The organism is Caulobacter sp. ErkDOM-C, from assembly GCF_048541825.1.
Classification (GTDB): Bacteria; Pseudomonadota; Alphaproteobacteria; order Caulobacterales; family Caulobacteraceae; genus Caulobacter.
In genome coordinates, this window is record NZ_CP183332.1 from 3,625,036 (window position 1) to 3,646,711 (window position 21,676).

Here is a 21,676-nt window from a genome sequence, read left to right on the forward strand (position 1 = left end):
AGAAATCTTCGACGAGGGCCACAGCAGACCCGCCGCTTACGAATATAGGGCGTCGGGCCGGCCAGCGATAGGGGCTGACGCATTGGCCGCAGACATGAGCCGGTATGCAGACGTCATACCGTTTGGTATCGTCCCGCCCGGAGGCCCCTCATGTCCGTGGTCAGCAAGCGCACCGTCAGCCTTCCCGCCGAGCAGTCGCGTTACATCGACAACCTCGTCGCTGCGGGCAGCTACGCCTCGGCCAGCGAAGTGGTCCGCGCCGGCGTTCGGGCCTTGCAGGAACGCGACGCCGCCGTCGAGCGATGGCTGAGGGAAGACGTCGCTCCGGTCTATGACGCCATGCAGGCCGATCCGGGTCGCGCCTTGCCGGCGGCGGATGTCTTCGCATCGATCCGCGCGCGCCATGCGGAGCGGCTCAAAAACGCCAAACCGTGATCAGAGCGGTCACCTTCTCGCCGGAAGCGCGGGACGATCTGATCGAGCTCTATGACTACATCGCCGGTCGCGGCGCGCCGAACGCCGCCCTGGCCTATGTCACGCGCCGGGAATCACGCTGCCTCGCGCTCGCCGACTATCCCGAGCAGGGCCAATCGCGCAGCGATATACGGCCGGGCCTGCGCCTTCTTGGATTTGAGCGTCGAACCGAGATCGCATTTCACGTCACGACGACGCACGTCGTGATCGACGGATTCTTTCATGGCGGCCAGGACGTGACCGCCGCGTTCGACGACTGACGCCCTACTCCGCCGCCAGTTTCTCGATCCGCTCGGCCGCCGCGTCGATCGCGCGGATGGCGGCGATTTCGGTGCGGCTGCGTTCGGCCTGAAACTTGGCCAGTTCGCTCTGGGCGTGGGCCAGGCGCAGCTTCAGATCGCTCATCTCGTCGGCCAGCAGCAGGGCGCCCATCAGGAACAGGCGGGTCTCGCCCAGCTGGCCGACATCCTGGCTGACCTGGCGGACCTGGCGGTCGAACAGGCGGGCGATCTCCATGAGGTGGGCCTCCTGGCCGTCCTCGCAGCCGACGGTATAGGGCCGGCCGTTCACCTGGATGGTCAGTTGGGCCATGGGTCAGGCCTCCCGCGGATCATCGAACAGCTCGTCGGTCTCGTCGACATCGGCGAGGTCGGCAAGGTCGTCGGACGGATGGTCGTCATTGACCGGACCTTCGTCGCCTAACGCGGCGCGGATCTCGGCGATGGCGCGGCCCAGGGCCACCGAGGCCTGGGCGCCGGCTTCCTCAAGGGCGCGCTCGCGCTCGCGAGCGGCGTCCAGCTCGGTCTGCAGGCGCACGGCCTCGCCGTCGAAAACGTCGGACGCCGATGTGGACGACGCCGTCGCCGAAGCGACCGCGACGGTCGCGCGCGCGGCCAGCCGGTGCTCAAGCTGTGTCACGGCGCGCTCCAGTCGACGCGCGGCAAGGTCGAGGGCGCTCGTTTCGCCCAGGGTCATCGGCGGGTTCCAATCATGCGGTGCAACATATAGATCAGGACCAGCTTCGCCACCCGCTGCGGCGACAATAGGGTGATGAAATCGCCCTTGGCCGTATTCCGTCATGCGTTGTTGCCGGCGCTGGGCTTGACTTCCCGCCCACCGCCCGCAAAACGCGGCTGCAAAATCAGGGAACGTTGGTCCCTCTGGGCCGCGTCCGATCGTTAGGAGAAAGACCACCATGGCTCTTCGCGTCGCCATCAACGGCTTTGGCCGTATCGGCCGCCTCGTCCTGCGCTCCATCGTCGAGCACGGCCGCACGGATATCGAAGTCGTGGCGATCAACGATCTGGGCCCGGTCGAGACCAATGCCCACCTGCTGCGCTACGACAGCGTGCACGGCCGGTTCCCGGGCGTCGTGACCTCGGGCGAAGACTGGATCGATGTCGGCACCGGCAAGATCAAGGTCACCGCGATCCGCAACCCCGCCGAGTTGCCGCATGCCGAGCTGAACGTCGACATCGCGTTCGAGTGCACGGGCCTGTTCACCACCAAGGAAAAGGCCAGCGCCCACCTGACCGCCGGCGCCAAGCGCGTGCTGGTCAGCGCCCCGTGCGACGGCGCCGACCAGACCATCGTCTACAAGGTCAATGACAACGTGCTGAGCGCCGCCGACCTGGTGGTCTCCAACGGCTCGTGCACCACCAACTGCCTGGCGCCCATCGCCAAGGTCATCCACGACCTGGTCGGCATCGAGCGCGGCTACATGACCACCATCCACTCCTACACCGGCGACCAGCCGACCCTGGATACGATGCACAAGGATCTGTATCGCGGCCGGGCCGCCGCCCTGTCGATGATCCCGACCTCGACCGGCGCCGCCAAGGCCCTGGGCCTGGTGCTGCCGGCCCTGAAGGGCAAGCTGGACGGCTCGTCGATCCGCGTCCCGACCCCGAACGTCTCGTGCGTCGACCTGAAGTTCGTGCCCAGCCGCGACACTACTGTCGAGGAACTGAACAGCGCCCTGAAGGCCGCCGCCGAAGGCCCGCTGAAGGGCGTGCTGGGCGTCACCGACGAGGCCCTGGTCTCGACCGACTTCAACCACATCGCCGAAAGCTCGACCGCCGCCCTGGCCCAGACCCAGGTCATCGAAGGCAAGCTGGGCCGCGTGCTCAGCTGGTACGACAACGAATGGGGCTTCGCGACCCGCATGAGCGACACCGCGCTCGTGATGGCGAAGTATCTGTAAAGCCTGCCAAACCCCCGCCCTCTCCGAGGCGCGGGGGTTTTCCTTGCCCGTTATCGCCTTTCGACGTCAGGACTTCCCATGACCTTCCGCACCCTCGACACCGCCGATCTCGCCGGCAAGACCGCCCTGGTCCGCGTGGACTTCAACGTGCCCGTCGAGGGCGGCAAGATCACGGACGACACCCGCCTGCGCTCGGCCCTGCCGACCATCCAGTACCTGACCGGCAAGGGCGCCAAGGTGGCGCTGCTGGCCCACTTCGACCGGCCCAAGGGCAAGGTGGTTCCCGAGATGAGCCTGGCCTTCGTGGCCGAGCCGCTCTCCAAGCTGTTGGGCGCGCCAGTGGCCTTCGCTGCCGACTGCATCGGCGATGAAGCCGCCAAGACCATCGCCGCCCTGCCGGCCGGCGGCGTTACCCTGCTGGAAAACGTCCGCTTCCATGCGGGCGAGGAAAACAACGACCCGGCCTTCGCCGCCGAACTCGCCAAGCTCGGCGACCTCTATGTCAACGACGCCTTCAGCGCCGCCCACCGCGCCCATGCTTCCACCGAAGCCCTGGCCCGCGCCCTGCCGTCCTATCCGGGTCTGGCCATGCAGCGCGAGCTGGAAGCCCTCGACTCGGCCCTGGGCAATCCGCAGAAGCCGGTGATCGGCATCGTCGGCGGCTCCAAGGTCTCGACCAAGCTGGACCTTCTCAACAACCTGGTCGCCAAGCTGGATCGCCTGGCGATCGGCGGCGGCATGGCCAACACCTTCCTCTACGCCCAGGGCCACGATGTTGGGGGGTCGCTCTGCGAGAAGGACCTGGCCGACACCGCCCGCCAGATCATCGAAAAGGCCAAGGCCGCCGGCTGCGAGCTGCTGCTGCCGGTCGACGTCGTGGTGGCCAAGAAGGTCGCGCCGGGCGTCGACGCCGAGACCCGCGCCCTTGCCGACGTGCAGCCTGACGACCTGATCCTCGACGCCGGCCCCGAAACCGCCAAGCGCCTGCTGGCCGCCATGGACGCCAGCAAGACCCTGATCTGGAACGGCCCGCTGGGCGTGTTCGAGGTACCGCCGTTCGACGAAGCGACCGTTGCGGCGGCGAAACATGCCGCCCAGCTGGCAAAATCGGGTAAGATCGTCGCTGTGGCCGGCGGCGGTGATACGGTGTCGGCGCTGAATCACGCGGGCGTCGTAGGCGACATGACCTTCGTCTCGACCGCCGGCGGCGCGTTTCTTGAGTGGATGGAGGGCAAGGACCTGCCCGGTGTCTCGGCTTTGAACACCTAGGGTTCCAGATTTTTCAGGCGCGGACCTCCGGGAGGGGTCCGCGTGAGCGACCGGACGACCCGGGCAGAGAACGCACAAGCGTCACGCCCCAAAAACAAGAAACGACCCAAACCTTTCAAGCTTGCAGGAGAGATATCACGTGGCGAGGATCACGCTTAGGCAGTTGCTGGACCATGCGGCGGAGCATGAGTACGGGCTGCCGGCCTTCAATATCAACAACATGGAACAGGGTCTGGCGATCATGGAGGCGGCCGACGCCGTCAACTCGCCGGTCATTATCCAGGCCTCGCGCGGCGCGCGGTCCTATGCCAACGACATCATGCTGGCCCGCATGATCGACGCCCTGGCCGAGATCTACCCCCACATTCCGGTGTGCATGCACCAGGACCACGGCAACGGCCCGGCGACCTGCGCCACGGCGATCCAGTACGGCTTCACCTCGGTGATGATGGACGGTTCGCTGATGGAAGACGCCAAGACCCCGGCCTCTTACGAGTACAATGTCGAGGTCACTCGCAAGGTGGTCCAGATGGCCCACAGCTGCGGCGTGTCGGTCGAGGGCGAACTGGGCGTGCTCGGGTCGCTCGAGAGCGGCATGGGCGAAGCCGAGGACGGCCACGGCTTCGAAGGCGTGCTGAGCCACGACGAACTGCTGACCGATCCCGACCAGGCGGTCGACTTCGTCGGCCAGACCGGCGTCGACGCCCTGGCCATCGCCATGGGCACCAGCCACGGGGCCTACAAGTTCACGCGCAAGCCGGACGGCGACGTCCTGGCCATGAACGTGATCGAGGAAATCCATCGCCGCCTGCCCAACACCCACCTGGTGATGCACGGCTCCAGCTCGGTGCCACAGGACCTGCAGGACATCATCAACCAGTATGGCGGCGAAATGCCCCAGACCTGGGGCGTGCCGGTCGAAGAGATCCAGCGCGGCATCAAGCACGGCGTCCGCAAGATCAATGTCGACACAGACAACCGGATGGCCATGACCGGCGCGATCCGCAAGATCCTGATGGAAAAGCCCGGCGAGTTCGATCCGCGCGCCTATCTGAAGCCCGCAAAGGAAGCCATGCGCAAGGTCTGTCAGGCCCGCTTCGTCGAGTTCGGCTCGGCCGGCCATGCCGACAAGGTCAAGGCGCTGTCGACCGCGACCATGGCCAAGCGCTATGCCTCGGGCGAACTGCACGCCAAGTTCGGCGCCTCGGCCGGCAAGGTCGCGGCCGAATAGGCTTTCAACGCTGGATGAGACGAAGGCCTCCCGGAGCGATCCGGGGGGCCTTTTTCAGGCGTCTGCGACGCTGCTGTCGGCCGGGTCGGGCCGCAGGCGACGGCTGATCAGCTTGAGCATGACCGCGCCGACTGCGCCGCACAGCGCCACCCCAAGGCTGTACCACAGGGCCACGAACAGGAAGGTCGAGTCCTGGCAGTGCACGCCGTAGATGGTCGCGGCCACCGCGCCGCTGAACAGACCGACGAACAGGCCTGTCAGGCCCGGACGCTCCATCTCGACGCCACGCAGGCCTACCCCCGCGACCAGCAGCATCGAAACCGACAGCACCGAGACGTAGAAGACGCAGTTGAAGGCTCCGCCCGGATTGAAGATGTGGGCGATCAGGGCCGCGTCCAGGCCCGGGGCCTCGAAGGCGACGGCGAGGGTCATCAGGACAACCATGGCGCCGCCCGTAGCCAGGGCCGGCCACAGCGGCGCCCCGGGACGCGCTGCGGCTGTCGCCCCGCACAGGGCGATGGCGGCCAGGCTGGCTGTGTAGAGACCCTTGATCCAGAAGAACGGGTGGCCGATCGCCACCCAGAAGTCGGGCCGCGGCTTCAGCCACAACAAGACCAGCAGCAGGGCGGCCAGCGCGCCGGCCGCGGCGACCTCCAACAGGCGTGCTGGCAATCTACCTTTCGACCACGCGAGATTGGCCGCCGGCGCCTCGTCGGGGAGGACGAGGGCGTCGTCTACGATCACGGCGACCCTCCCCACAAGGTGTCAGAACTGGCTATGGGATCCGCGGTTGCATAGGGTTCGCAATCGCAGCGCTGGCAGATGAAGATCTGCCCCGACGCTTGTCAACCGACGTTATGAGACCGTAACCAGACGTGATCACAGCGGGCGCGCGGCCCGAGCGTGCTGCTCACCAGCGCAGCACCCAGCGGCCAATCACAGCGCCCAGGGCCCCGACCAGCAGAACGCCCAGCGTGTACCAGAGCCCCACGAACATCATGGTGCTCTCGCCGCAGTGCAGGCCGTAGACGGTGGCGCAGACCGCGCCGGAGAAGACGCCGGCCGCGAAACCGGCCAGGGCGGGCCGGGTCGGCGCCAGGTCGCGCATCGCCATAAGGGCCACGGCCAGCATCGGAACGCCCAGCGCCACGATGTTGCGCAGGCAGCTCGTGATCGAGTTGCCCATGATCATCGGCATGCGCGCTTCAGGCGCCGCGGCCATCAGACTGGACAGGGCAATGCCGATGTAGAGCGCCAGCACCGCGCCGGCCAGCCAGAAGGCCTTTCGCCCCGAGGTTCCCGGCCGCGCCAGGCGCTCGCACGCCCAGAAGCCCGCCGCGCCCAGCAGGGCTGTATAGGCCGCCTTCATCCAGAAGAAGCGGGTGACCATGGCCTGGGAGAGATCGGGGCGGGTCTGCAGCCAGGCCAGCACCAGGACCAGGGCGATCAGGGCGCCCGCCAGGGTCGTCAGGCCCAGACGGCGCGCGGCGCCGCCGCCGGGCGCGGGGCCGGCATTGGCGGCCAGGGCGTCGATCAGGTCATCGGTCCGCATGGCGCATCCTTTCGGCCAGGGACTTCAACGCCCGGTGCAGGGCGACCTTGGCCGCGCCTTCGGAAATGCCGGCCCTTGCGCCGGCCTCGGCCAGGCTGAGGCCGGCCAGCTTGACGTCGCTGACCAGGATGCGCTGCCGGTCGGGCAGGCTGGCGAGGGCGCGATCCAGTTCCAGGCCGACGCCGGGGTCATGCTCTTCGGCGGCCAGGAATTCGGAATGGTCGTCAATCGGCAGGGTCTGGCGGATCTTGCAACGCCGCCAGTGGTCGATCAGCTTGTAGCGCGCCACAGCGTGCGCCCAGGCGGTGAACGACAGGGACGTGTCCCACGTCGCGCGCTTGATATGCACTGCCAGCAGCGTCTCCTGCACCATATCCTCCACATCACCGGGCGCGCCGGACATCCGGCGCGAAAAATAGGCGCGCAGCCGAACACCCAGCAGGGCCAGACACTCGCGATAGGCCGGAGCGTCGCCCTCAAGCCCGCGCAGCATCAGCGCCTTCAGTCGGGTTTCGGTGTCCGTCACGCATCCCCCTATTCGCGCGGCCTAGCGAAATGGTTACACGGCTCGTGCGTGAGCCGGAACCCACTGAGCGCAGCCGAGAAATCTTGGTCGGGAATTTTTGTTCGTCGAGCGGTGTAACCTTTGACGGCGCTGCGCCGTAATCCCCCATGACCGACCGACAGGGGCGGTCACGGACATTCACCCCAAGGAGCCAGTCCCATGCACCGCACCAACACCGCCGCCGCCGCCCTCGCCGCCGTCTTCGCTCTGTCGGCCGGCGCCGCCATGGCCGCCGACACCATGGGCGCCACGAAGCCCGCGATGGAAAAGTGCTACGGCGTTTCCAAGGCCGCCCAGAACGACTGCAAGGCAGGCGCCGGCACCTCGTGCGCCGGCACCTCCAAGGTCGACTATCAGGGCGACGCCTGGAAGCATGTCGCCAAGGGCACCTGCGTGACGATGAAGACCCCCAAGGGCATGGGCTCGCTGACCCCCAAGGCGATGTAAGCAAACTCCAAGGTCATCCCGGCCGCACCCCGGCGAAAGCCGTGGGCCGAGCCGGGACCGCAGCAAGCTCAGAGCTTCCGGCGGTCCCGGCTCGGCGCGCTTCGCGCTCGGCCGGGGTGACAGTCGTTTTTGGATAGCGAAAATGCCGCCTGCCGCCGGCCTTGGCCTGAAACCCCAGCACTATGACGACGCGCTCGCCGCGACGGCGCCGGGCCTGTGGTTCGAGGTTCATCCCGAGAACTACATGTCGGCCGGCGGACCCCGCCTGTCGGCCCTGGCGGCGATCCGCCAGCATCACCCGCTGTCGCTGCATGGCGTCGGCCTGTCCCTGGCCGCCGACGCTGATCCGGATCCCGAGCATCTGGCTGCCCTCAAGACCCTGGTCGATCGCTTCGAGCCGTTCGTGGTCTCCGAGCACCTGGCCTGGTCGACCCATCGCGGCGTCCACCAGCCCGACCTGCTGCCCTTTCCCCGCACCCGCGCGGCCCTGACCCGCATCGCCGGCAATATCGGCCGCATGCAGGACGCCCTGGGCCGGCCGGTGCTGGTCGAAAACCCCTCGCTGTACCTGCCGCTCACCGGCCACGACCTCGACGAGACGGACTTCCTGAACGCCCTGGTCGAGACGACCGGCTGCGGCCTGCTGGTCGACGTCAACAACGTCTTCGTCAGCGCCCATAACCTCGGCTACAGCGCGCAGGCCTATCTCGACGCCCTGCCCGCCGCCGCCATCGGCGAGATCCATCTGGCTGGCCATGGCCAGGACGAGGGCGGCTCGGGCCTGCTGATCGACACCCACGGCGCGCCGATCGCCGAAGGCGTGTGGACGCTGTATCGCCATCTGATCGACCGCATCGGTCCGCGCCCCACCCTGATCGAACGCGACGACGACGTGCCCGCCTTCGCCGTGCTGATGGCCGAGCGCGACCGGGCCCAGCTGGCTCTGGACAATGCGCGGCGGGAGCCCGCCGATGTCTGACCTGCTGGACTTTCAGGACGCCTTCGTTGCGGCCCTGGGCGGCGCGCCCTCGGTCCTGTCGCCCTGGCTGCCATCGCACGAAGCGGATCCGCCGGGTCTGGCGGTCTATCGCAACACCATCGCCAAGGGCTGCGTCGACGCCCTGGCCGCCAATTTCCCGACCGTCGCCAGCCTGGTCGGGGACGACTGGTTCCGCGCCGCCGCCGCCCTGTTCGCCCGCGAGGCGCCGCCAGCCAGCGCCGCCTTGCTGGACTATGGCGAGGCCTTTCCGGCCTGGCTGGATCGCTTTCCGCCGGCCCGGGACCTGCCCTATCTGGCCGGCGTCGCCCATCTGGACCGCCTGTGGATCGAGGCCCTGTTCGCGGCCGAGGCGCCGTCGCTGGGCGCAGACGCCTTCGCCGAACTTGCGCCCCAGGCGCTGGCCGCGGCGCGGGTGGCGCTGCATCCGTCGGTAAGGTTCGCGCTGTTCGAGGCCGGCCTGCCCAGCCTCTGGGCCGGCGCCCGCGAGGGCCGCGACGACCTGGAGTTGTCCGAAGCCGCTCAGGGCCTGCTGGTGAGCCGATCAGGCGCTTCGGTGGCTTACCGCGTGGTTGGCCCCGCCGACTGCGCCTTCCTCGCCGCCTGCGCAGCCGGCGACGCCCTTGCCGAGGCCATGGGCCAGGCGGCGCAGGCCGATCCCGACGCCAACCTGCAGGCCCTGTTTGCCGCCCTGATCGCCGACGGCGTGTTTGGCGGTCTCATCTCCGGATCAAACCCATGATCACCGCCGTGCTCAAACCCCTCGACACCCTCGCGCAGATCGCCCGCAGGCTGTTGCCCGACGACGTCCTGACCCTGGTCGCCCGCCTGGGCGTGGCCAGTGTGTTCTGGCTGTCGGGGCGCACCAAGGTCGACGGCGTGCTGCACATCACCGACAGCACATACTCGCTGTTCTCAGACGAATATGCCCTGCCGCTGATCCCGTCCGACATCGCCGCGCATCTGGCGACCTATGCCGAGCACACGTTCTCGATCCTGCTGGTGCTGGGCCTGCTGACACGGCTATCGGCGCTGGCGTTCCTGGGCATGACCCTGGTGATCGAGATCTTCGTCTATCCCGACGCCTGGAGCACGCACCTGTCGTGGGCGGGGCTGCTGCTGCTGATCCTGGCCAAGGGCGGCGGCCGGTTCAGCCTGGACCGCCTTTTGCGCATCGCCTGAACGCCGCAAAGGTTGTGCGACAATACGCCTCAGGGTGTTATTGCTGTAGCCAATTCCCGTTAAGCTTGTTTTATTCGCCACACCTCATCGTCACGGAACGCGGTTGGGCGAACTGGAGCGGCGACATGGCGGATCCAACAGCAAGCGCGGTGCTGACCTTCAACTTCAGTGAGGCCAGCGTCCTGATCGTGGATGAAAACGCCGGCTTCATGGACCTTACCGCACTGATGCTTTCCGGCTTCGGCTTCCGAAAGCTGCATCGATGCCAGAGCCTGGGGGAAAGCCACGCCTTCAGTCAGGACGTCGAGGTCGACCTGATCCTGGTGGATCCTTTTCCGAGAGCCGACGAAGGCCTGGCCCTCATCCGCGGCATGCGCCAGCGACAACAGCCCACTGACCCGCCCCTGGTGGTCATCGTCGTGACCGGCCACACGCCCCGGGAGCTGATCCAGGAAGCCCGGGCCGTGGGGGCCGACTATGTCGTGGCCAAGCCCTTCTCGCCGTCGACCCTGCTGGACCGGATCCTGTGGAGCGCCGCACCGCTGGCGCCCCGCACCCGCAGCGGTGAAAATCCCGGTAATGCCGGTGTCCAGGCACAGACCATCGACCCGCTGCATCAGGCCGCCCTGGCGCTTCTGCAATGAGCCAACCCAGCCGCCTCACCCGTTTCATCGACCTCCCGGACGGACTGGCCGTCGACGAGGCCCTGGCCCAGGCGGACGCCGGCCTGGAGTCCCACCGGCAAGCCGCGATTCAGGTGATCGATCAGGCGCTGGGCGAACTGGCCGAGGCCGGAAGCCAGGCCTCAGCTGAAGCCCTGGCCCGGCTCTCCGACAGTATCGGAAGCTTGGCGGGCATGTTCCAGCTGGATGCCCTGTGCCGGGCCGCCAAGCGACTGGGCGATATCGTGCGCCGCCTGCACGAGCGCGGCGCCGCCAATCCCGACCTGATCGACCTGCACATCACCGCCCTGCGGATCATCCGAGCCCAGCCCGACGGCCAGGGCGCGGCCGAACTCCTCAAGGGACTGGACCAGATCGCGGCGCGTGAGGCCCGGCGGGCCTCACGCTAGAACTGGCGCCGGCTCCTTCACCAGCCGCCGTAGATTGGCCTGAACTGATACTCCAGTTCGCGGACCTCGCGCTCGGCGTCACGCGTGGCCCAGTCGGCGCGGCGGCCGTCCTCGATGGCGGCGCGGCGCTCGCTGCGAAGGCGGTTGAGCCGGTCGCGAAGTTCACGTTTCTGCTCGTCGTTGAGCACGGGATTGCGCAGTTCATCCTCGACGCCGCGCGCCTCGCGATCGCGTTTTTCGGCGCGCCGGTCGGCGCTGTCGCGATCGGATCGCGCCTGGCTCAGTCGCGACTCCGCCGCATGGATCAACTGGCCGTCGGCATAGGCCGGCAGGAAGCGGCCAGCGGCGGGTTCGGGACAGACCCCGGCATAGCTGTGGCCCAGGCGACCCTCGCGAAAGCCGCGGTCCGGCGTGCAATAGAGTTTCAGGCCCTGGGCGCGGGCGGCGAAATAGGGAACAGGATCGGGCGCGACGCCGGTCTTGGCGCAGGCCTTGGCGTGGTCGTCCAGCCGGCTTTGCGGATGGCCGGCCTCGCCGTCCTTGAAGCCGACGCCGGCCCAGTCGCCCTGCAGGCAGGCCTCCTGGCTGATCGTCGCGCAGCTGGCCAGAAGCAGGCCACCCGCCAGGAGCGGAAACAACAGGTACGGACGCATCACAGAAACTCCCCAAGTCAGTGTCCCGGAGATAAAGCTTTACCACATGAATGGTCGATGAACTTGGCGCGGCAGTTTGGCGATGTTTTCGGCCTGATGAGTTCATCGAAGGTCAGGGTGAGCTCAAAACCAGAAGTCCCGAGCATTTTCCGTTCGATAACCGCCTAATACTTATCGGAAACGACCCTAGTGCAGGGTTGGGCCCTGCGGCCGCCGCCACAGCTGGGCGGTCAGGGCGTTGGCGACGCCCAGCCAGCCCAGATCAGGCGCCGTGTCGCCGCCGACCTTGCGGGCCTCGATCGCATAGGCGGTGGAGGCCGCCAGCGACGCCGTGGCCGCCGTAACCTGCCCGCCCAGGCGCTTGGCGCCCAAACCCAGCCACAGGGCGTTGAAGCCCTGGGTCAGGCTCCACAGGGTCAGGGCCCGTGTGCGCGCCGGGCTGGCCGGCGCGTTCCAGGTGCGCAGGCCCGACAGGGTCATGGCGATGAACAGCGGCGGCAGGATCAGGCTGGTCAGCGGCTTGGGCTGATGGGCGACCGGCTCGTGCATCTCGGCGAACTCGACCGCATACATCTCGTCGTCCAGCACAGTCTCATGTCGGCGGCCCATGGCCAGGGCCGCCAGGATGGCGCCGCCGGCCAGCAGGGCCCCCAGCGCGATCTGGGTGGCGGGATGGCTTTCCTCGCGGGCCTCGACCTCGAAGGCCTCGCGGCCTGCGCGGGCGTGCGCCCGGTGCTGTCTGCCGTTCAGGATGCTCATGCCCGGACTCCTCGCTAAGCTGGTAGTCTAACCGACCGGAACAGGCTTGGTTCCCGCTCCGGCGCCGGCGTCCATATGATGGGTGCGTTTTGGGCCCGGCGCCAGCGCCCAGGTCGCCAGGATGAGCAGGAACCATGACGCCGACGCTGCGCGACGCCCGCCCCGAAGACATCGAAACCGTGCGCGCCGTCGAGCGGGCCTCGGCCCAGCGGTTCATCGGCCTGATGGACGCCCTGGCCGCCGACGAGCCGTCACCGGCCGAGGTGCTGGCGGCGCGCATCGCTGCGGGGGGCCTGCTGGTCGCCATCGACGCGGATGCGCCCATCGCCTTCGTGATGTTCCGGCCGGTCGAGGACGGGCTCTATATCGAGCAGATCGACGTCCTGCCCGCCTTCGCCGGCCAGAGGATCGGCGCGCGGCTGCTGGACGCGGCGGCAGACCGGGGCAGGGCGCGCGGCCTGATCGCCCTGACCCTGTCGACTTTCCGCGCCGTGCCGTGGAACGCGCCGTGGTATCGCCGGCTGGGCTTCGTCGATATCGCCGACGCCGCCCTGACGCCCGGCCTGCTGGAGATCCGCCGGGCGCATCTGGAGCGCGGGCTGGACGAGGCCGCGCGGACCTTCATGCGGCGCCCCCTCTGATTGGCCCCTCCTGATTGGAGGTGTCTGATGGGCGGCCTCTGATCAGCGGTCGGCCGGCGCGCGCGTCAGGCCGTCGATCAGGGTCTCCATGGCGCCCAGATTGAGCAGTCCCGCCTGGCGGATCTCCTCGCGGGCCAGAATCTCCGAGGTCACGATCACCGCGCCCGACGCGGTGCGCTGCGCAAACCCCGTGCTGGCCAGCTTGACCACATGGCGGCGAGTGGTCTCCACGGGAATGCCCAGGGACCGGGCCAGGGCCGAAACGCTCACGGGGCGGCGCATCTCGTCGGGGAAGAATTCTCCGTTGATGACCTCAACATAGTCCGGCTGCTCGCGCAGATGCTCGGTGCAGGCCTGGGCGGCAGCGATGAACACCAGGGCCCGGTCCATGTCGCCGTCGAAAAGATCGGTGAAAATCCGAATCATCCGCAGGGCGTAGTCCGCGCCCAGGCTTAGATGGTGGCGGTTCACGAACGGCGTTTTGTTACGTTTCATCATCAGGCGAGGCGCGTTTTTCGTTGAGCGTCGATCCAGGAAGCCTACTCAATTTGAGCACTTGGCTTCAGGTTTTAAGGCGCTGTTTATCAGGCCGGCAGCACGTTAGCCCGCAAACAACAGGGCTAAAAGCAATGCGTCTGCGTCTTTCCGGGGCCATGAATCTGTTTGGCGCCATGCTGGCCGGCGGCTTGCTGGTCCTGGCCGGGGTGTCCTGGTACGCCGTCCAGACGGTGCGGGTCGGCGGCCCGCTGTACGAAAAAGTCATCGAAGAAAAGGACCTGACGGCCGACATCCTGCCCCCGCCCCTCTATGTGATCGACGCCTATCTCGACGCCAAGCTGGCCTTCGCCGCCGCCGGCTCGACCGACCTCCAGGCTGCGGAAAAAGAGTTCGCCAAGCACCGCGCTGAGTATGAAGTGCGGCTGGCGCACTGGCAGGCGATCGACTTCGATCCCGAGGTCAAGTCTGTGCTGATGGGCGAGAGCAACACCCAGGTCCAGACCGTCTGGACGTCAGCCGACGCCATGTTCAAGGCCCTGTCGAGCGGCGACACCGCCAGCGCTGCGGCGCATGAAGCGCAGATGACCCAGGCGTTCGAGGCGCATCGCGCCGCCGTCGAAGCGGTCGTTCCCGTTATTGCCGCCGACCAAGCCAAGATCGAAGCGGCCGCTTCGACGGAAGAAGTCAAGCTGCTGAGCCTGATGGGCGCCGTGTGCCTGTTATTGGGCGGCATCATCGTCGGCGGTGTCTGGGCGATCAGTCGCGGCGTCGTCCGCCCTGTTCAGGCCATTACCAGCTATATGGGCCAGCTGGCGGCAGGCGACTACGAGCGCTCCGTGCCCTTCGCCGGCCGTCACGACGAGCTGGGCGACATGGCCAAGTCCGTGGCGGTGTTCCGCGAAGGCGTTCTTGAACGCCGGGCGCTGCGCCAGGAGCAGGATCAAGAGCGTCGCCAGTCCGAGGTCGAGCGCCAGTCCAACGAAGACACGCGCCTGCAGGCCGAGCAGAAGCGCGACGCCGCCATCGACAGCCTGGCCCAGGCCCTGGACCATCTGTCAGCGGGCAATGTCGCCTATCGACTGGAAACCGCCTTCGCGCCGGAATACGAAAAGCTGCGGGGCGACTTCAACGCCGCCGCCTCGAAGCTGACCGCCAGCCTGGGTCAGATCCGTCAGGCCTCCAGCGGAGTCGGGTCGGGCGCTTCTGAAATCGCCCAGGCCGCCGATGACCTGTCGCGTCGCACCGAGCAGCAGGCCGCCAGCCTGGAACAGACCGCCGCCGCCCTTGACGAGATTACCTCGACCGTCCGCCAGACCGCTGACGGCGCGCGCAAGGCCAATGAGATCGTCGTCGACACCCGCCGCCGCGCCACGGCCACCGAACAGGCCGTCGGGGCCGCCGTCCGCGCCGTGGGCGAGATCGAAAGCTCCTCGGCCCAGATCAGCCAGATCATCGGCGTCATCGACGAGATTGCCTTCCAGACCAACCTTCTGGCGCTCAATGCCGGGGTCGAGGCGGCGCGGGCCGGCGAGGCCGGTCGCGGCTTTGCCGTGGTCGCCCAGGAAGTGCGGGCCCTGGCCCAGCGTTCGGCCGATGCCGCCAAGCAGATCAAGGTCCTGATCAGCACCGCCTCGACCAAGGTCAGCGAAGGCGTTGGACTGGTCGGCCAGACCGGGACCGCCCTCAACGACATCATGGAGCGGGTCAGCCAGATCGCCGCCCTGGTCGCCGAGATCTCGGCCTCGTCACAGGAACAATCGACGGGCCTCAACGAGGTCAATACGGCCATCAACCAGATGGACCAGATGACTCAGCAAAACGCCGCCATGGTCGAACAGACCACCGCAGCGGCCCATTCCATGCGAGGCGAGTCTGGACGCCTGACCCAGATGGTCGATCAGTTCAACCTGGAGCCGGCGACGCGCACCCGGCGCGCCGCCGCCTGACCGGTCAGCCGGCCGGCAGCTCGCCCATGGCGCTCTGCAGATAGTTCTGCTCGCCGATCGACTTGACCAGGCCGATCTGCATTTCCAGGAAGTCGATGTGCTCCTCGGTGTCGCTGAGGATCTCGCGCAGCAGCTCGCGGCTGACATAGTCGCGGACCTGTTCGCACTGGATGATGCCGGGGATCAGGGTCTCGCGACCGCCGACCTCGACGGCCAGGTCCGACGCCAGGCACTCGGGCACGGTCTCGCCGATCTTCAGTTTGTGCAGGTCCTGCAGGTTGGGCAGGCCTTCCAGGAACAGGATGCGATGGATCAGCTTGTCGGCGTGCTTCATCTCGCCGATCGACTCGTCATAGGTGATCTTGCCCAGGCGCTTGAAGCCCCAGTTGTCGTACATGCGCGCATGCAGGAAATACTGGTTCACGGCGGTCAGCTCATTGGTGAGCACCGCGTTGAGCAGGCGGATAATTCCGGGATCGCCTTGCATGGCGGGTCTCCTTGAAGTGCGAGTTGCGGCGACCGTGCGGCAAGGCGCAGCAGGCTTCAACCGCTATGTCTGCAAGTGTTTCGCGCTTTCACGGAAATCGTGGCGCGGCGGGCCAAACCTATTCGGCGGCGTAGGCCAGGGCCTGACGGCTGTCTTCGATCATCTGGCGCATCTCGCACACGCACTTGGCGCACTGGGCCTGGCAGCCCTTGTGGCGAAAGATCTCGGCCGGGCGGCTGGCGCCCGCGTCGATGGCGGCGCGCACTTCGCGCTCGCGGATGCCGTTACAGTTGCAAACGTACACGGAAGCAAGGCCCTTGCCGAATGAGTGTCATTCTCATGTAGCGAAGGCTGCGGCCTTTTGCAACTGACTCTCACTATGGTTCGCAGCGGCGTGAGGTCGCGGCCCTTTAGGCTGACGACTTGGGCGCGGGCGCGAATTGGCGTAATTCCCGGGTCATGACCCTCGATTGCCGCCTCTATCTGATCACCCCGCCGGCCCTGACCGACCTGGACGCCTTCGGCCTTGAGCTGAACAGGGCCCTGGACGGCGGCGACGTGGCCGCGCTGCAGATCCGGCTGAAGGACGTCTCGGACGCCGCGATTGCGCAGGCCGTGGCGGCCCTCGCGCCGATCGCCCGCGCCCAGGGCGTGGCGGTGATCCTCAATGACCGGCCAGACCTGGCGGCCAGCCTCGACTGCGACGGCGTGCATGTGGGCCAGGGCGACACCCCTTACGCCGCCGCCCGCAAACTGATGGGCAAGGACCGCATGGTCGGGGTCACCTGCCATGACAGCCGCCACCTGGCCATGGAGGCCGCCGAGGCCGGGGCCGACTATGTGGCCTTCGGAGCCTTCTTCCCGACCACCACCAAGGACGCCCCGACCACCGCCGATCCGGAAATCCTGTCGATCTGGCAGGAGGTGATGGAGACCCCCTCGGTGGCCATCGGCGGCATCACCGCCGACAACGCCGCCGGCCTGGCCACGGCCGGCGCCGACTTCCTGGCCGTCTCGGCCGGGGTCTGGACCCATCCCCAGGGGCCAACCGCCGCCGTAGCCGCCCTGAACGCCGCAATCGCCCAGGGCCTGGCCGCGCGCAACCTCGTCTAACGACGTTATTGCGGGGCCGACCAGACAGGCCTAGCCTCTCCGCTAACCATAGGTTCCGGGGGGGGGACGCGATGAACAAGCGACTCGTATTGTGCGTGGCGAGCCTGGCGGCTCTGTCTGTGGCGACCTACGCCCTGGCCGAAAACTGGAAGCCCTCGCCCGGCGAGGCCAAGACCTTCTATGACGAGGACTATATGCGGGTGGACGCCAAGTCCGGCCTGGTCCTGGTCCGCATCGCCGAGGGCAAGCCCAACGGTCCCTACAGGAACTGGCCGGCCAGCAAGGGGCCGATCATCATGTTCGCGCTGGACTGCGCGGCCGACAAGTGGGTCGACCTGGGCATGGACTTCGCCGGAGACATGGGCCTGACCAAGGGCTGGCGCAGCGGCGAAAAGATTGATGACGCCAGGGCGGCCGCCGGCAGCGCCGGCAAGCTGGCCTGCGAAGCCCGCGACAGCCTGCCCAAGGTCGATCTGCCCTGACCCAGGGGGCCGATGCCGCTGCGCCGGACGGCGCAGGCCTAGGCGTTGAGCCGCGCCAGCTTGTCGGGGTTGCGTATCGTATAGACCGCCGCGATCCGGCCCTCGACCAGCTCCAGACCCATGGTCTGGAACACGGCGCCGGCGTGCGACACCACTATGCCGGGCTGGCCGTTGATGCGGGCCAGGCGCGCGCTCGTGCCTTCGGGCGGCGGCCACTTCTTGCGGATGCCCAGGATCAGGCGCACGGCGTTGTCCAGGCCGTGGACCGGGTTGAGAACGGCCGCGACCTTGCCGCCGCCGTCAGCGTGCCAGACCACGTCCGGGGCCAGCAGGTTGCGCAGGGACACCGCGTCGCCCGTCATGGCCGCCAGCAGGAAGGCTGCGGTCAGCGACCGCTCCTCATCGACCGACGGCCTGTAGCGTGGACGCTCCGCCCGAACATGCAGCCGGGCCCGGGCCGCCAGTTGCCGGCAGGCGGCCTCGCCGCGCCCGAGGGTCCTGGCGACCTCGGCGAAGGGCGTGTCGAACACGTCGTGCAGCAGGAAGGCCGCGCGCTCCAGCGGCGTCAGACGCTCCAGGGCCAGCAGGAAGGCCACCGACAGGTCGGCGTCCAGCTCGCCCGGCGCGGCGTCGAAATCCTCGTCGACCACCGGTTCGGGCAGCCACTCGCCGACATAGACCTCGCGGCGGGCGCGGGCCGACTTCAACCGATCAAGGCACAGGCGGGCGACCACGCGGTTGAGGAAGGCCGCGCCGTCCCCGACGGCCTCCGTCTCGACCTTGCGCCAGCGCAGCCAGGCGTCCTGCACCACGTCCTCGGCGTCGGCGCGCGAGCCGAGCATGCGATAGGCCAGGCCGGTCATGGCGGGGCGTCGGGCTTCGAAGAGCGCGTCGGACGTGTTCATACCGCCACCTTCACCGACTGGCCCTCCACCGTGATCCGCGAGCAGACCTTTCCGTGGCCCATCGCGTATTTCACCGTGGGGTAAACCCGCGAAGCGGCCATGGCGAGGGCGATGGCCGCCAGGCCCTTGGGCCCCCAGAGTCGCACGATCTCGTCCCGCAAGGAATCGACCTGTTCCAGATCGCGATCCAGAGAGGCCTTGGCGAAACGATAGGCTGTGCTTGCGTCAGGTCCCATAAGGTCGAGTTCCCCGGTCAGAATGGCGCGCAGCACCTCAGCCGAGACGCCGCGCTCCTGCCAGATCGCGACGCCGATCTGGACGCAGGGCCCGCAATCCTCGGCCAGGGTGGCGACCAGTCCAGCGGCCGCCAAGGCGTCCGGCGGCGCGCCCTCCTGAAAGCCGGCGAATTTCTGGATGTGGGTGAAGGCCATCAGGGCCCTGGGGCTGGCCTGGGCCAGATCGTGCAGATAGGCCGCGTCGTAGTCATAGCGCTTTTCCATGCGCCGCACCGCCGCCCGCATCAGCCAGGTCAGCATGGCTCAGCCCTCCCGGGCGGTGAGGCGCAGGGCGACCACCGCGATCCAGATGGTCAAGAGGGCGGGCAGGATCACACCCGGAAAATCCTGCGCCAGCAGGGGCCAGGGCACGGCCTTGCCGCAGAACGGGGTGATGACATGGATCAGGGCATGGACACCCTGGAAGGTCGCCGCCACCGTCACCGCCCCGGCGTGCCGCGCCAGGTTCCACGCCCCGAACGCCATGCCGACCGCGCAGGCCAGATAGGTCGCCCCGACGTCGCGCACGAAATGGTCGTTGAACGGCCCCGTCTCGATCACGCCCGGCACGGCCCCGAACCAGCCATAGGGCTGCAGCAGCATCGCCGCGCCATTGAGCCCAAACAGCACCACCAGAAACCCGCACACGCCTCGCGCCATGATCATCGTCCTCCATCGTTTCGAGAACAGGACGAGGCAGCCGCCCCGGATGTGACATGGCGGCGCAAAGAATCGCCCCGCCTTGCTTTCGCGCGCGTCCGAGACTAGGTTCCGCGCCCAATTTCCCGATCTTTCTAACCGCCGCTCGCATATCCCCCGCCGTCTCCTCCAGACGCTGCGCAGGGGGACCTATGAGGAAAACCCGCCTTGGCCACTCCCTCCGCCCTTCTGAACGTGATGATCGACGCTGCCCGCAAAGCGGCGCGTGGCCTGGCTCGCGATTTCGGTGAAGTCGCCGAGCTGCAGGTTTCCAAGAAGGGCGCGGCCGACTTCGTCACCAATGCCGACCTCAAGGCCGAGCAGACCATCTTCGAACTGCTGGAAAAGGCCCGCCCTGGCTACAGCTTCCTGGGTGAAGAGCGCGGCCTGATCGAGGGCACTGACAAGACCCACACCTGGATCGTCGACCCGCTGGACGGCACCACCAACTTCCTGCACGCCATCCCGCACTTCGCGGTCAATATCGCCCTGCAGCGCGAGGGCGAGGTGGTGGCCGGCGTCACCTACAACCCCATCACCCACGACCTGTTCTGGGTCGAAAAGGGCAAGGGCGCCTTCCTGGGCGCCGAAAAGCGCCTGCGCGTCGCGGCCCGCCGCCATCTGGACGAGAGCGTCCTGGCCACCGGCGTGCCGTTTCTGGGCAAGCCGGGCCACGCCCAGTTCCTGAAAGAACTGCACCAGATCAGCCAGAAGGTCGCCGGCGTCCGCCGCTTCGGCGCGGCTTCGCTGGACCTGGCCTGGGTCGCGGCCGGTCGTTTCGACGGCTATTGGGAGCGCAATCTGGGGGCCTGGGACGTCTCGGCCGGGGTCCTCATGGTGAGCGAGGCCGGCGGCAAGGTCACGTCCATCGAGGAGCATGGCAACCCGCTGGACGGCGCCTCGATCCTGGCCTGTAACCAGGAACTGCACCCGCTGGTGCTGGAAAAGCTGCGGCTGGCCTAGCGGCACTAAACACTGTCATCCCGGCCAAGCGCGAAGCGCGCCGAGCCGGGACCGCCGGAAGCGCCGAGCTTGGCGCGGTCCCGGGTCTTCCCCCGGCTTTCGCCGGGGTACGCCCGGGATGACAGGTTTAAAGGGCTCGCCAAAATGTCATGATGCAGCGCTAAATCGCCGCCATGACCCTGCTGACCCGTCGCGCCCTGACCACCGCCGCCCTCGCCGGTACCTTCCTGCCCGGCCTGGCCCGCGCCCAGGGCAAGAAACCCCTCGTCATCGCCCACCGCGGCGCTTCAGGCCTGCGGCCCGAGCACACGGCCCTGGCCTATGAGCTGGCCATCGAGCAGGGCTGCGACTTCATCGAGCCCGATCTGGTCCCCACCAAGGACGGCCACCTCGTAGCCCGCCACGAAAACGAGATCGGCGGCACGACCGACATCGCCGCCCGCCCTGAATTTGCGGCCCGCAAGGCGACCAAGACCATCGACGGCGAGGCGATCGAGGGCTGGTTCACCGAAGACTTCACCCTGGCCGAGCTCAAGACCCTGCGGGCCCGCGAGCGCCTACCGCAACTGCGCCCGACCAGCGCCACCTTTGACGGCCAGGCCCAGATCCTGACCTTCGACGAGGTGGTCGCCATCGCCCGGGCCGCCAGCAAGCGCACCGGCCGCGTCATCGGCGTCTATCCCGAGATGAAGCACCCCAGCTATTTCGCTTCGATCGGCCTGCCGGTCGAAGGCCGGATGCTAGACGCCCTGAAGCGCACTGACCTGAACTCGGCCGAAGCGCCGGTGTTCGTGCAGTGCTTCGAGGTCACCCCGCTGAAGACCCTGCGCGCCAAGACCCGCGCCCGGCTGGTGCTGCTGGCCGACGCCGAGGGCGGCCCGCCCGACCTGCCGGGCGTCAAATATGCCGATCTGCTGACCGCCGAGGGCTTGAAGGGCGTTGCGGCCTATGCCGACGGCCTGGGCCCGCACCAGTCGCTGGTGATCCCGCGCGCCGAGGGCCTGCTGCCGGCCACATCGCTGGTCAAGGACGCCCACGCCGCCGGCCTGCAGGTGCACCCGTGGACCGTGCGGGCCGAAAACTATTTCCTGCCGACGTCCCTGCGCCGGGGCGATGCCACGCGGCCCGACTACATGGCCCTGCATGGCGAGGTCGAGCCGCTGCTCAAGGCCCTCTATGCGGCCGGCGTCGACGGCGTGTTCAGCGACTTCCCGGCCCTGGCGGTCGCGGCGCGCGCTTGACCCCCTGACGCTCGCGGGTGCA

At 67.9% G+C, this 21,676-nt stretch carries 30 protein-coding genes; 17 read left to right on the forward strand and 13 right to left on the reverse strand.

Translation table 11 applies throughout. The annotated features are described in order from the left end of the window. Window positions 1–150: 150 nt before the first annotated feature. A complete protein-coding gene (locus ACN2C8_RS17470) occupies window positions 151–435 on the forward strand; it encodes a type II toxin-antitoxin system ParD family antitoxin (RefSeq protein ID WP_419253299.1) in 285 nt (94 codons plus the stop codon). Beyond that, the gene (locus ACN2C8_RS17475; RefSeq protein WP_419253300.1) at window positions 432–734 is read left to right on the forward strand and encodes a type II toxin-antitoxin system RelE/ParE family toxin; all 303 of its coding nucleotides are present in this window, start codon (window positions 432–434) and stop codon (window positions 732–734) included. The genes ACN2C8_RS17470 and ACN2C8_RS17475 overlap by 4 nt, the downstream gene beginning before the upstream one ends. Window positions 735–738: 4 nt before the next feature. Here ACN2C8_RS17475 and ACN2C8_RS17480 read toward each other — a convergent pair whose 3' ends face one another. Beyond that, window positions 739–1,065 (reverse strand): cell division protein ZapA, encoded by a 327-nt coding sequence (locus ACN2C8_RS17480; protein ID WP_419253301.1) that lies wholly within the window; start codon window positions 1,063–1,065, stop codon window positions 739–741. A gap of 3 nt (window positions 1,066–1,068) precedes the next feature. Beyond that, window positions 1,069–1,449 (reverse strand): DUF4164 family protein, encoded by a 381-nt coding sequence (locus ACN2C8_RS17485; RefSeq protein WP_419253302.1) that lies wholly within the window; start codon window positions 1,447–1,449, stop codon window positions 1,069–1,071. 220 nt (window positions 1,450–1,669) lie between these two features. Between ACN2C8_RS17485 and gap the strand changes: the two genes are divergently transcribed. From gap to fba, 3 genes are all read left to right on the forward strand, one after another. After that, window positions 1,670–2,677: a type I glyceraldehyde-3-phosphate dehydrogenase gene (gap, locus tag ACN2C8_RS17490; protein WP_419253303.1), complete on the forward strand. Its 1,008-nt coding sequence runs from the start codon at window positions 1,670–1,672 to the stop codon at window positions 2,675–2,677. Between the two features lie 78 nt (window positions 2,678–2,755). After that, on the forward strand, window positions 2,756–3,946 hold the full coding sequence (locus ACN2C8_RS17495; protein ID WP_419253304.1) for a phosphoglycerate kinase: 1,191 nt from the start codon (window positions 2,756–2,758) through the stop codon (window positions 3,944–3,946). A 139-nt stretch (window positions 3,947–4,085) separates the two neighbouring features. Further along, window positions 4,086–5,177 carry a class II fructose-bisphosphate aldolase gene (fba, locus tag ACN2C8_RS17500; RefSeq protein ID WP_419253305.1) on the forward strand — a complete coding sequence of 364 codons (1,092 nt, stop codon included), beginning with the start codon at window positions 4,086–4,088 and terminating at the stop codon, window positions 5,175–5,177. Window positions 5,178–5,231: 54 nt separating this feature from the next. Here the strand turns inward: fba and ACN2C8_RS17505 are convergent, their stop codons facing one another. The 3 genes from ACN2C8_RS17505 to ACN2C8_RS17515 form a co-directional block, all read right to left on the reverse strand. Continuing rightward, on the reverse strand, window positions 5,232–5,921 hold the full coding sequence (locus tag ACN2C8_RS17505) for an NrsF family protein (protein WP_419253306.1): 690 nt from the start codon (window positions 5,919–5,921) through the stop codon (window positions 5,232–5,234). Between the two features lie 166 nt (window positions 5,922–6,087). Further along, window positions 6,088–6,729 carry a DUF1109 domain-containing protein gene (locus ACN2C8_RS17510; protein WP_419253307.1) on the reverse strand — a complete coding sequence of 214 codons (642 nt, stop codon included), beginning with the start codon at window positions 6,727–6,729 and terminating at the stop codon, window positions 6,088–6,090. Further along, window positions 6,716–7,255 carry a sigma-70 family RNA polymerase sigma factor gene (locus tag ACN2C8_RS17515; RefSeq protein WP_419253308.1) on the reverse strand — a complete coding sequence of 180 codons (540 nt, stop codon included), beginning with the start codon at window positions 7,253–7,255 and terminating at the stop codon, window positions 6,716–6,718. The genes ACN2C8_RS17510 and ACN2C8_RS17515 overlap by 14 nt, the downstream gene beginning before the upstream one ends. 198 nt (window positions 7,256–7,453) lie before the next feature. Between ACN2C8_RS17515 and ACN2C8_RS17520 the strand changes: the two genes are divergently transcribed. The 6 genes from ACN2C8_RS17520 (at window position 7,454) to ACN2C8_RS17545 (ending at window position 10,992) form a co-directional block, all read left to right on the forward strand. After that, window positions 7,454–7,741 (forward strand): DUF2282 domain-containing protein, encoded by a 288-nt coding sequence (locus tag ACN2C8_RS17520; protein WP_419253309.1) that lies wholly within the window; start codon window positions 7,454–7,456, stop codon window positions 7,739–7,741. Window positions 7,742–7,883: 142 nt separating this feature from the next. Then, window positions 7,884–8,720 carry a DUF692 domain-containing protein gene (locus tag ACN2C8_RS17525; protein WP_419253310.1) on the forward strand — a complete coding sequence of 279 codons (837 nt, stop codon included), beginning with the start codon at window positions 7,884–7,886 and terminating at the stop codon, window positions 8,718–8,720. After that, the gene (locus tag ACN2C8_RS17530; RefSeq protein WP_419253311.1) at window positions 8,713–9,480 is read left to right on the forward strand and encodes a putative DNA-binding domain-containing protein; all 768 of its coding nucleotides are present in this window, start codon (window positions 8,713–8,715) and stop codon (window positions 9,478–9,480) included. The genes ACN2C8_RS17525 and ACN2C8_RS17530 overlap by 8 nt, the downstream gene beginning before the upstream one ends. Continuing rightward, window positions 9,477–9,920: a DoxX family protein gene (locus ACN2C8_RS17535; RefSeq protein ID WP_419253312.1), complete on the forward strand. Its 444-nt coding sequence runs from the start codon at window positions 9,477–9,479 to the stop codon at window positions 9,918–9,920. Before ACN2C8_RS17530 ends, ACN2C8_RS17535 begins: the two co-directional genes overlap by 4 nt. Window positions 9,921–10,045: 125 nt before the next feature. Further along, window positions 10,046–10,564 (forward strand): response regulator, encoded by a 519-nt coding sequence (locus tag ACN2C8_RS17540; protein WP_419253313.1) that lies wholly within the window; start codon window positions 10,046–10,048, stop codon window positions 10,562–10,564. Then, a complete protein-coding gene (locus ACN2C8_RS17545; protein ID WP_419253314.1) occupies window positions 10,561–10,992 on the forward strand; it encodes a chemotaxis protein CheE in 432 nt (143 codons plus the stop codon). The genes ACN2C8_RS17540 and ACN2C8_RS17545 overlap by 4 nt, the downstream gene beginning before the upstream one ends. Before the next feature lie 17 nt (window positions 10,993–11,009). Here the strand turns inward: ACN2C8_RS17545 and ACN2C8_RS17550 are convergent, their stop codons facing one another. Continuing rightward, window positions 11,010–11,645 (reverse strand): DUF2799 domain-containing protein, encoded by a 636-nt coding sequence (locus ACN2C8_RS17550; RefSeq protein ID WP_419253315.1) that lies wholly within the window; start codon window positions 11,643–11,645, stop codon window positions 11,010–11,012. A gap of 186 nt (window positions 11,646–11,831) precedes the next feature. After that, window positions 11,832–12,404, reverse strand: coding sequence for a tryptophan-rich sensory protein (locus ACN2C8_RS17555; RefSeq protein ID WP_419253316.1), 573 nt, complete (start codon window positions 12,402–12,404; stop codon window positions 11,832–11,834). Between the two features lie 134 nt (window positions 12,405–12,538). Between ACN2C8_RS17555 and ACN2C8_RS17560 the strand changes: the two genes are divergently transcribed. Continuing rightward, entirely contained in the window at window positions 12,539–13,045 is a 507-nt protein-coding gene (locus ACN2C8_RS17560) for a GNAT family N-acetyltransferase (RefSeq protein WP_419253317.1), read from the forward strand. Window positions 13,046–13,087: 42 nt separating this feature from the next. On the opposite strand, the gene ACN2C8_RS17565 is transcribed toward ACN2C8_RS17560, so the two are convergent. Then, on the reverse strand, window positions 13,088–13,540 hold the full coding sequence (locus ACN2C8_RS17565; protein WP_419253318.1) for a hypothetical protein: 453 nt from the start codon (window positions 13,538–13,540) through the stop codon (window positions 13,088–13,090). 134 nt (window positions 13,541–13,674) lie between these two features. Between ACN2C8_RS17565 and ACN2C8_RS17570 the strand changes: the two genes are divergently transcribed. Further along, window positions 13,675–15,489, forward strand: a complete 1,815-nt coding sequence (locus tag ACN2C8_RS17570; RefSeq protein ID WP_419253319.1) for a methyl-accepting chemotaxis protein — start codon at window positions 13,675–13,677, stop codon at window positions 15,487–15,489. A gap of 4 nt (window positions 15,490–15,493) precedes the next feature. On the opposite strand, the gene bfr is transcribed toward ACN2C8_RS17570, so the two are convergent. Next, entirely contained in the window at window positions 15,494–15,976 is a 483-nt protein-coding gene (gene bfr / locus ACN2C8_RS17575) for a bacterioferritin (RefSeq protein WP_419253320.1), read from the reverse strand. 118 nt (window positions 15,977–16,094) lie between these two features. Further along, window positions 16,095–16,280 (reverse strand): (2Fe-2S)-binding protein, encoded by a 186-nt coding sequence (locus ACN2C8_RS17580; RefSeq protein WP_419253321.1) that lies wholly within the window; start codon window positions 16,278–16,280, stop codon window positions 16,095–16,097. A 155-nt stretch (window positions 16,281–16,435) separates the two neighbouring features. Between ACN2C8_RS17580 and thiE the strand changes: the two genes are divergently transcribed. Together thiE and ACN2C8_RS17590 are read left to right on the forward strand one after the other, a co-directional pair. Beyond that, a complete protein-coding gene (gene thiE, locus ACN2C8_RS17585; RefSeq protein ID WP_419253322.1) occupies window positions 16,436–17,089 on the forward strand; it encodes a thiamine phosphate synthase in 654 nt (217 codons plus the stop codon). A gap of 71 nt (window positions 17,090–17,160) precedes the next feature. Further along, complete coding sequence (locus ACN2C8_RS17590) at window positions 17,161–17,571, forward strand: hypothetical protein (protein ID WP_419253323.1); 411 nt, start codon at window positions 17,161–17,163, stop codon at window positions 17,569–17,571. Window positions 17,572–17,609: 38 nt separating this feature from the next. Here the strand turns inward: ACN2C8_RS17590 and ACN2C8_RS17595 are convergent, their stop codons facing one another. Genes ACN2C8_RS17595 through ACN2C8_RS17605 form a run of 3 tightly spaced genes read right to left on the reverse strand, consistent with a single transcriptional unit; the run spans window position 17,610 to window position 19,417 of the window. Further along, window positions 17,610–18,476 carry a sigma-70 family RNA polymerase sigma factor gene (locus ACN2C8_RS17595; RefSeq protein ID WP_419253324.1) on the reverse strand — a complete coding sequence of 289 codons (867 nt, stop codon included), beginning with the start codon at window positions 18,474–18,476 and terminating at the stop codon, window positions 17,610–17,612. Further along, window positions 18,473–19,012, reverse strand: a complete 540-nt coding sequence (locus ACN2C8_RS17600) for a hypothetical protein (RefSeq protein WP_419253325.1) — start codon at window positions 19,010–19,012, stop codon at window positions 18,473–18,475. The genes ACN2C8_RS17595 and ACN2C8_RS17600 overlap by 4 nt, the downstream gene beginning before the upstream one ends. 3 nt (window positions 19,013–19,015) lie before the next feature. Then, entirely contained in the window at window positions 19,016–19,417 is a 402-nt protein-coding gene (locus ACN2C8_RS17605; RefSeq protein ID WP_419253326.1) for a hypothetical protein, read from the reverse strand. Between the two features lie 201 nt (window positions 19,418–19,618). Between ACN2C8_RS17605 and ACN2C8_RS17610 the strand changes: the two genes are divergently transcribed. Then, window positions 19,619–20,413: an inositol monophosphatase family protein gene (locus tag ACN2C8_RS17610; protein WP_419253327.1), complete on the forward strand. Its 795-nt coding sequence runs from the start codon at window positions 19,619–19,621 to the stop codon at window positions 20,411–20,413. 173 nt (window positions 20,414–20,586) lie between these two features. Then, the gene (locus tag ACN2C8_RS17615; protein WP_419253328.1) at window positions 20,587–21,654 is read left to right on the forward strand and encodes a glycerophosphodiester phosphodiesterase; all 1,068 of its coding nucleotides are present in this window, start codon (window positions 20,587–20,589) and stop codon (window positions 21,652–21,654) included. Window positions 21,655–21,676 lie beyond the last annotated feature (22 nt).

Coding starts and splice junctions, on each gene's coding strand:
- ACN2C8_RS17470 (WP_419253299.1), top strand. CDS start 151: ATGTCCGTGGTCAGCAAGCGCACCGTCAGCCTTCCCGCCGAGCAGTCG.
- ACN2C8_RS17480 (WP_419253301.1), bottom strand. CDS start 1,065: ATGGCCCAACTGACCATCCAGGTGAACGGCCGGCCCTATACCGTCGGC.
- ACN2C8_RS17485 (WP_419253302.1), bottom strand. CDS start 1,449: ATGACCCTGGGCGAAACGAGCGCCCTCGACCTTGCCGCGCGTCGACTG.
- gap (WP_419253303.1), top strand. CDS start 1,670: ATGGCTCTTCGCGTCGCCATCAACGGCTTTGGCCGTATCGGCCGCCTC.
- ACN2C8_RS17495 (WP_419253304.1), top strand. CDS start 2,756: ATGACCTTCCGCACCCTCGACACCGCCGATCTCGCCGGCAAGACCGCC.
- ACN2C8_RS17510 (WP_419253307.1), bottom strand. CDS start 6,729: ATGCGGACCGATGACCTGATCGACGCCCTGGCCGCCAATGCCGGCCCC.
- ACN2C8_RS17520 (WP_419253309.1), top strand. CDS start 7,454: ATGCACCGCACCAACACCGCCGCCGCCGCCCTCGCCGCCGTCTTCGCT.
- ACN2C8_RS17525 (WP_419253310.1), top strand. CDS start 7,884: ATGCCGCCTGCCGCCGGCCTTGGCCTGAAACCCCAGCACTATGACGAC.
- ACN2C8_RS17530 (WP_419253311.1), top strand. CDS start 8,713: ATGTCTGACCTGCTGGACTTTCAGGACGCCTTCGTTGCGGCCCTGGGC.
- ACN2C8_RS17535 (WP_419253312.1), top strand. CDS start 9,477: ATGATCACCGCCGTGCTCAAACCCCTCGACACCCTCGCGCAGATCGCC.
- ACN2C8_RS17540 (WP_419253313.1), top strand. CDS start 10,046: ATGGCGGATCCAACAGCAAGCGCGGTGCTGACCTTCAACTTCAGTGAG.
- ACN2C8_RS17545 (WP_419253314.1), top strand. CDS start 10,561: ATGAGCCAACCCAGCCGCCTCACCCGTTTCATCGACCTCCCGGACGGA.
- ACN2C8_RS17550 (WP_419253315.1), bottom strand. CDS start 11,645: ATGCGTCCGTACCTGTTGTTTCCGCTCCTGGCGGGTGGCCTGCTTCTG.
- ACN2C8_RS17555 (WP_419253316.1), bottom strand. CDS start 12,404: ATGAGCATCCTGAACGGCAGACAGCACCGGGCGCACGCCCGCGCAGGC.
- ACN2C8_RS17560 (WP_419253317.1), top strand. CDS start 12,539: ATGACGCCGACGCTGCGCGACGCCCGCCCCGAAGACATCGAAACCGTG.
- ACN2C8_RS17565 (WP_419253318.1), bottom strand. CDS start 13,540: ATGAAACGTAACAAAACGCCGTTCGTGAACCGCCACCATCTAAGCCTG.
- ACN2C8_RS17570 (WP_419253319.1), top strand. CDS start 13,675: ATGCGTCTGCGTCTTTCCGGGGCCATGAATCTGTTTGGCGCCATGCTG.
- bfr (WP_419253320.1), bottom strand. CDS start 15,976: ATGCAAGGCGATCCCGGAATTATCCGCCTGCTCAACGCGGTGCTCACC.
- thiE (WP_419253322.1), top strand. CDS start 16,436: ATGACCCTCGATTGCCGCCTCTATCTGATCACCCCGCCGGCCCTGACC.
- ACN2C8_RS17590 (WP_419253323.1), top strand. CDS start 17,161: ATGAACAAGCGACTCGTATTGTGCGTGGCGAGCCTGGCGGCTCTGTCT.
- ACN2C8_RS17595 (WP_419253324.1), bottom strand. CDS start 18,476: ATGAACACGTCCGACGCGCTCTTCGAAGCCCGACGCCCCGCCATGACC.
- ACN2C8_RS17600 (WP_419253325.1), bottom strand. CDS start 19,012: ATGCTGACCTGGCTGATGCGGGCGGCGGTGCGGCGCATGGAAAAGCGC.
- ACN2C8_RS17605 (WP_419253326.1), bottom strand. CDS start 19,417: ATGATCATGGCGCGAGGCGTGTGCGGGTTTCTGGTGGTGCTGTTTGGG.
- ACN2C8_RS17615 (WP_419253328.1), top strand. CDS start 20,587: ATGACCCTGCTGACCCGTCGCGCCCTGACCACCGCCGCCCTCGCCGGT.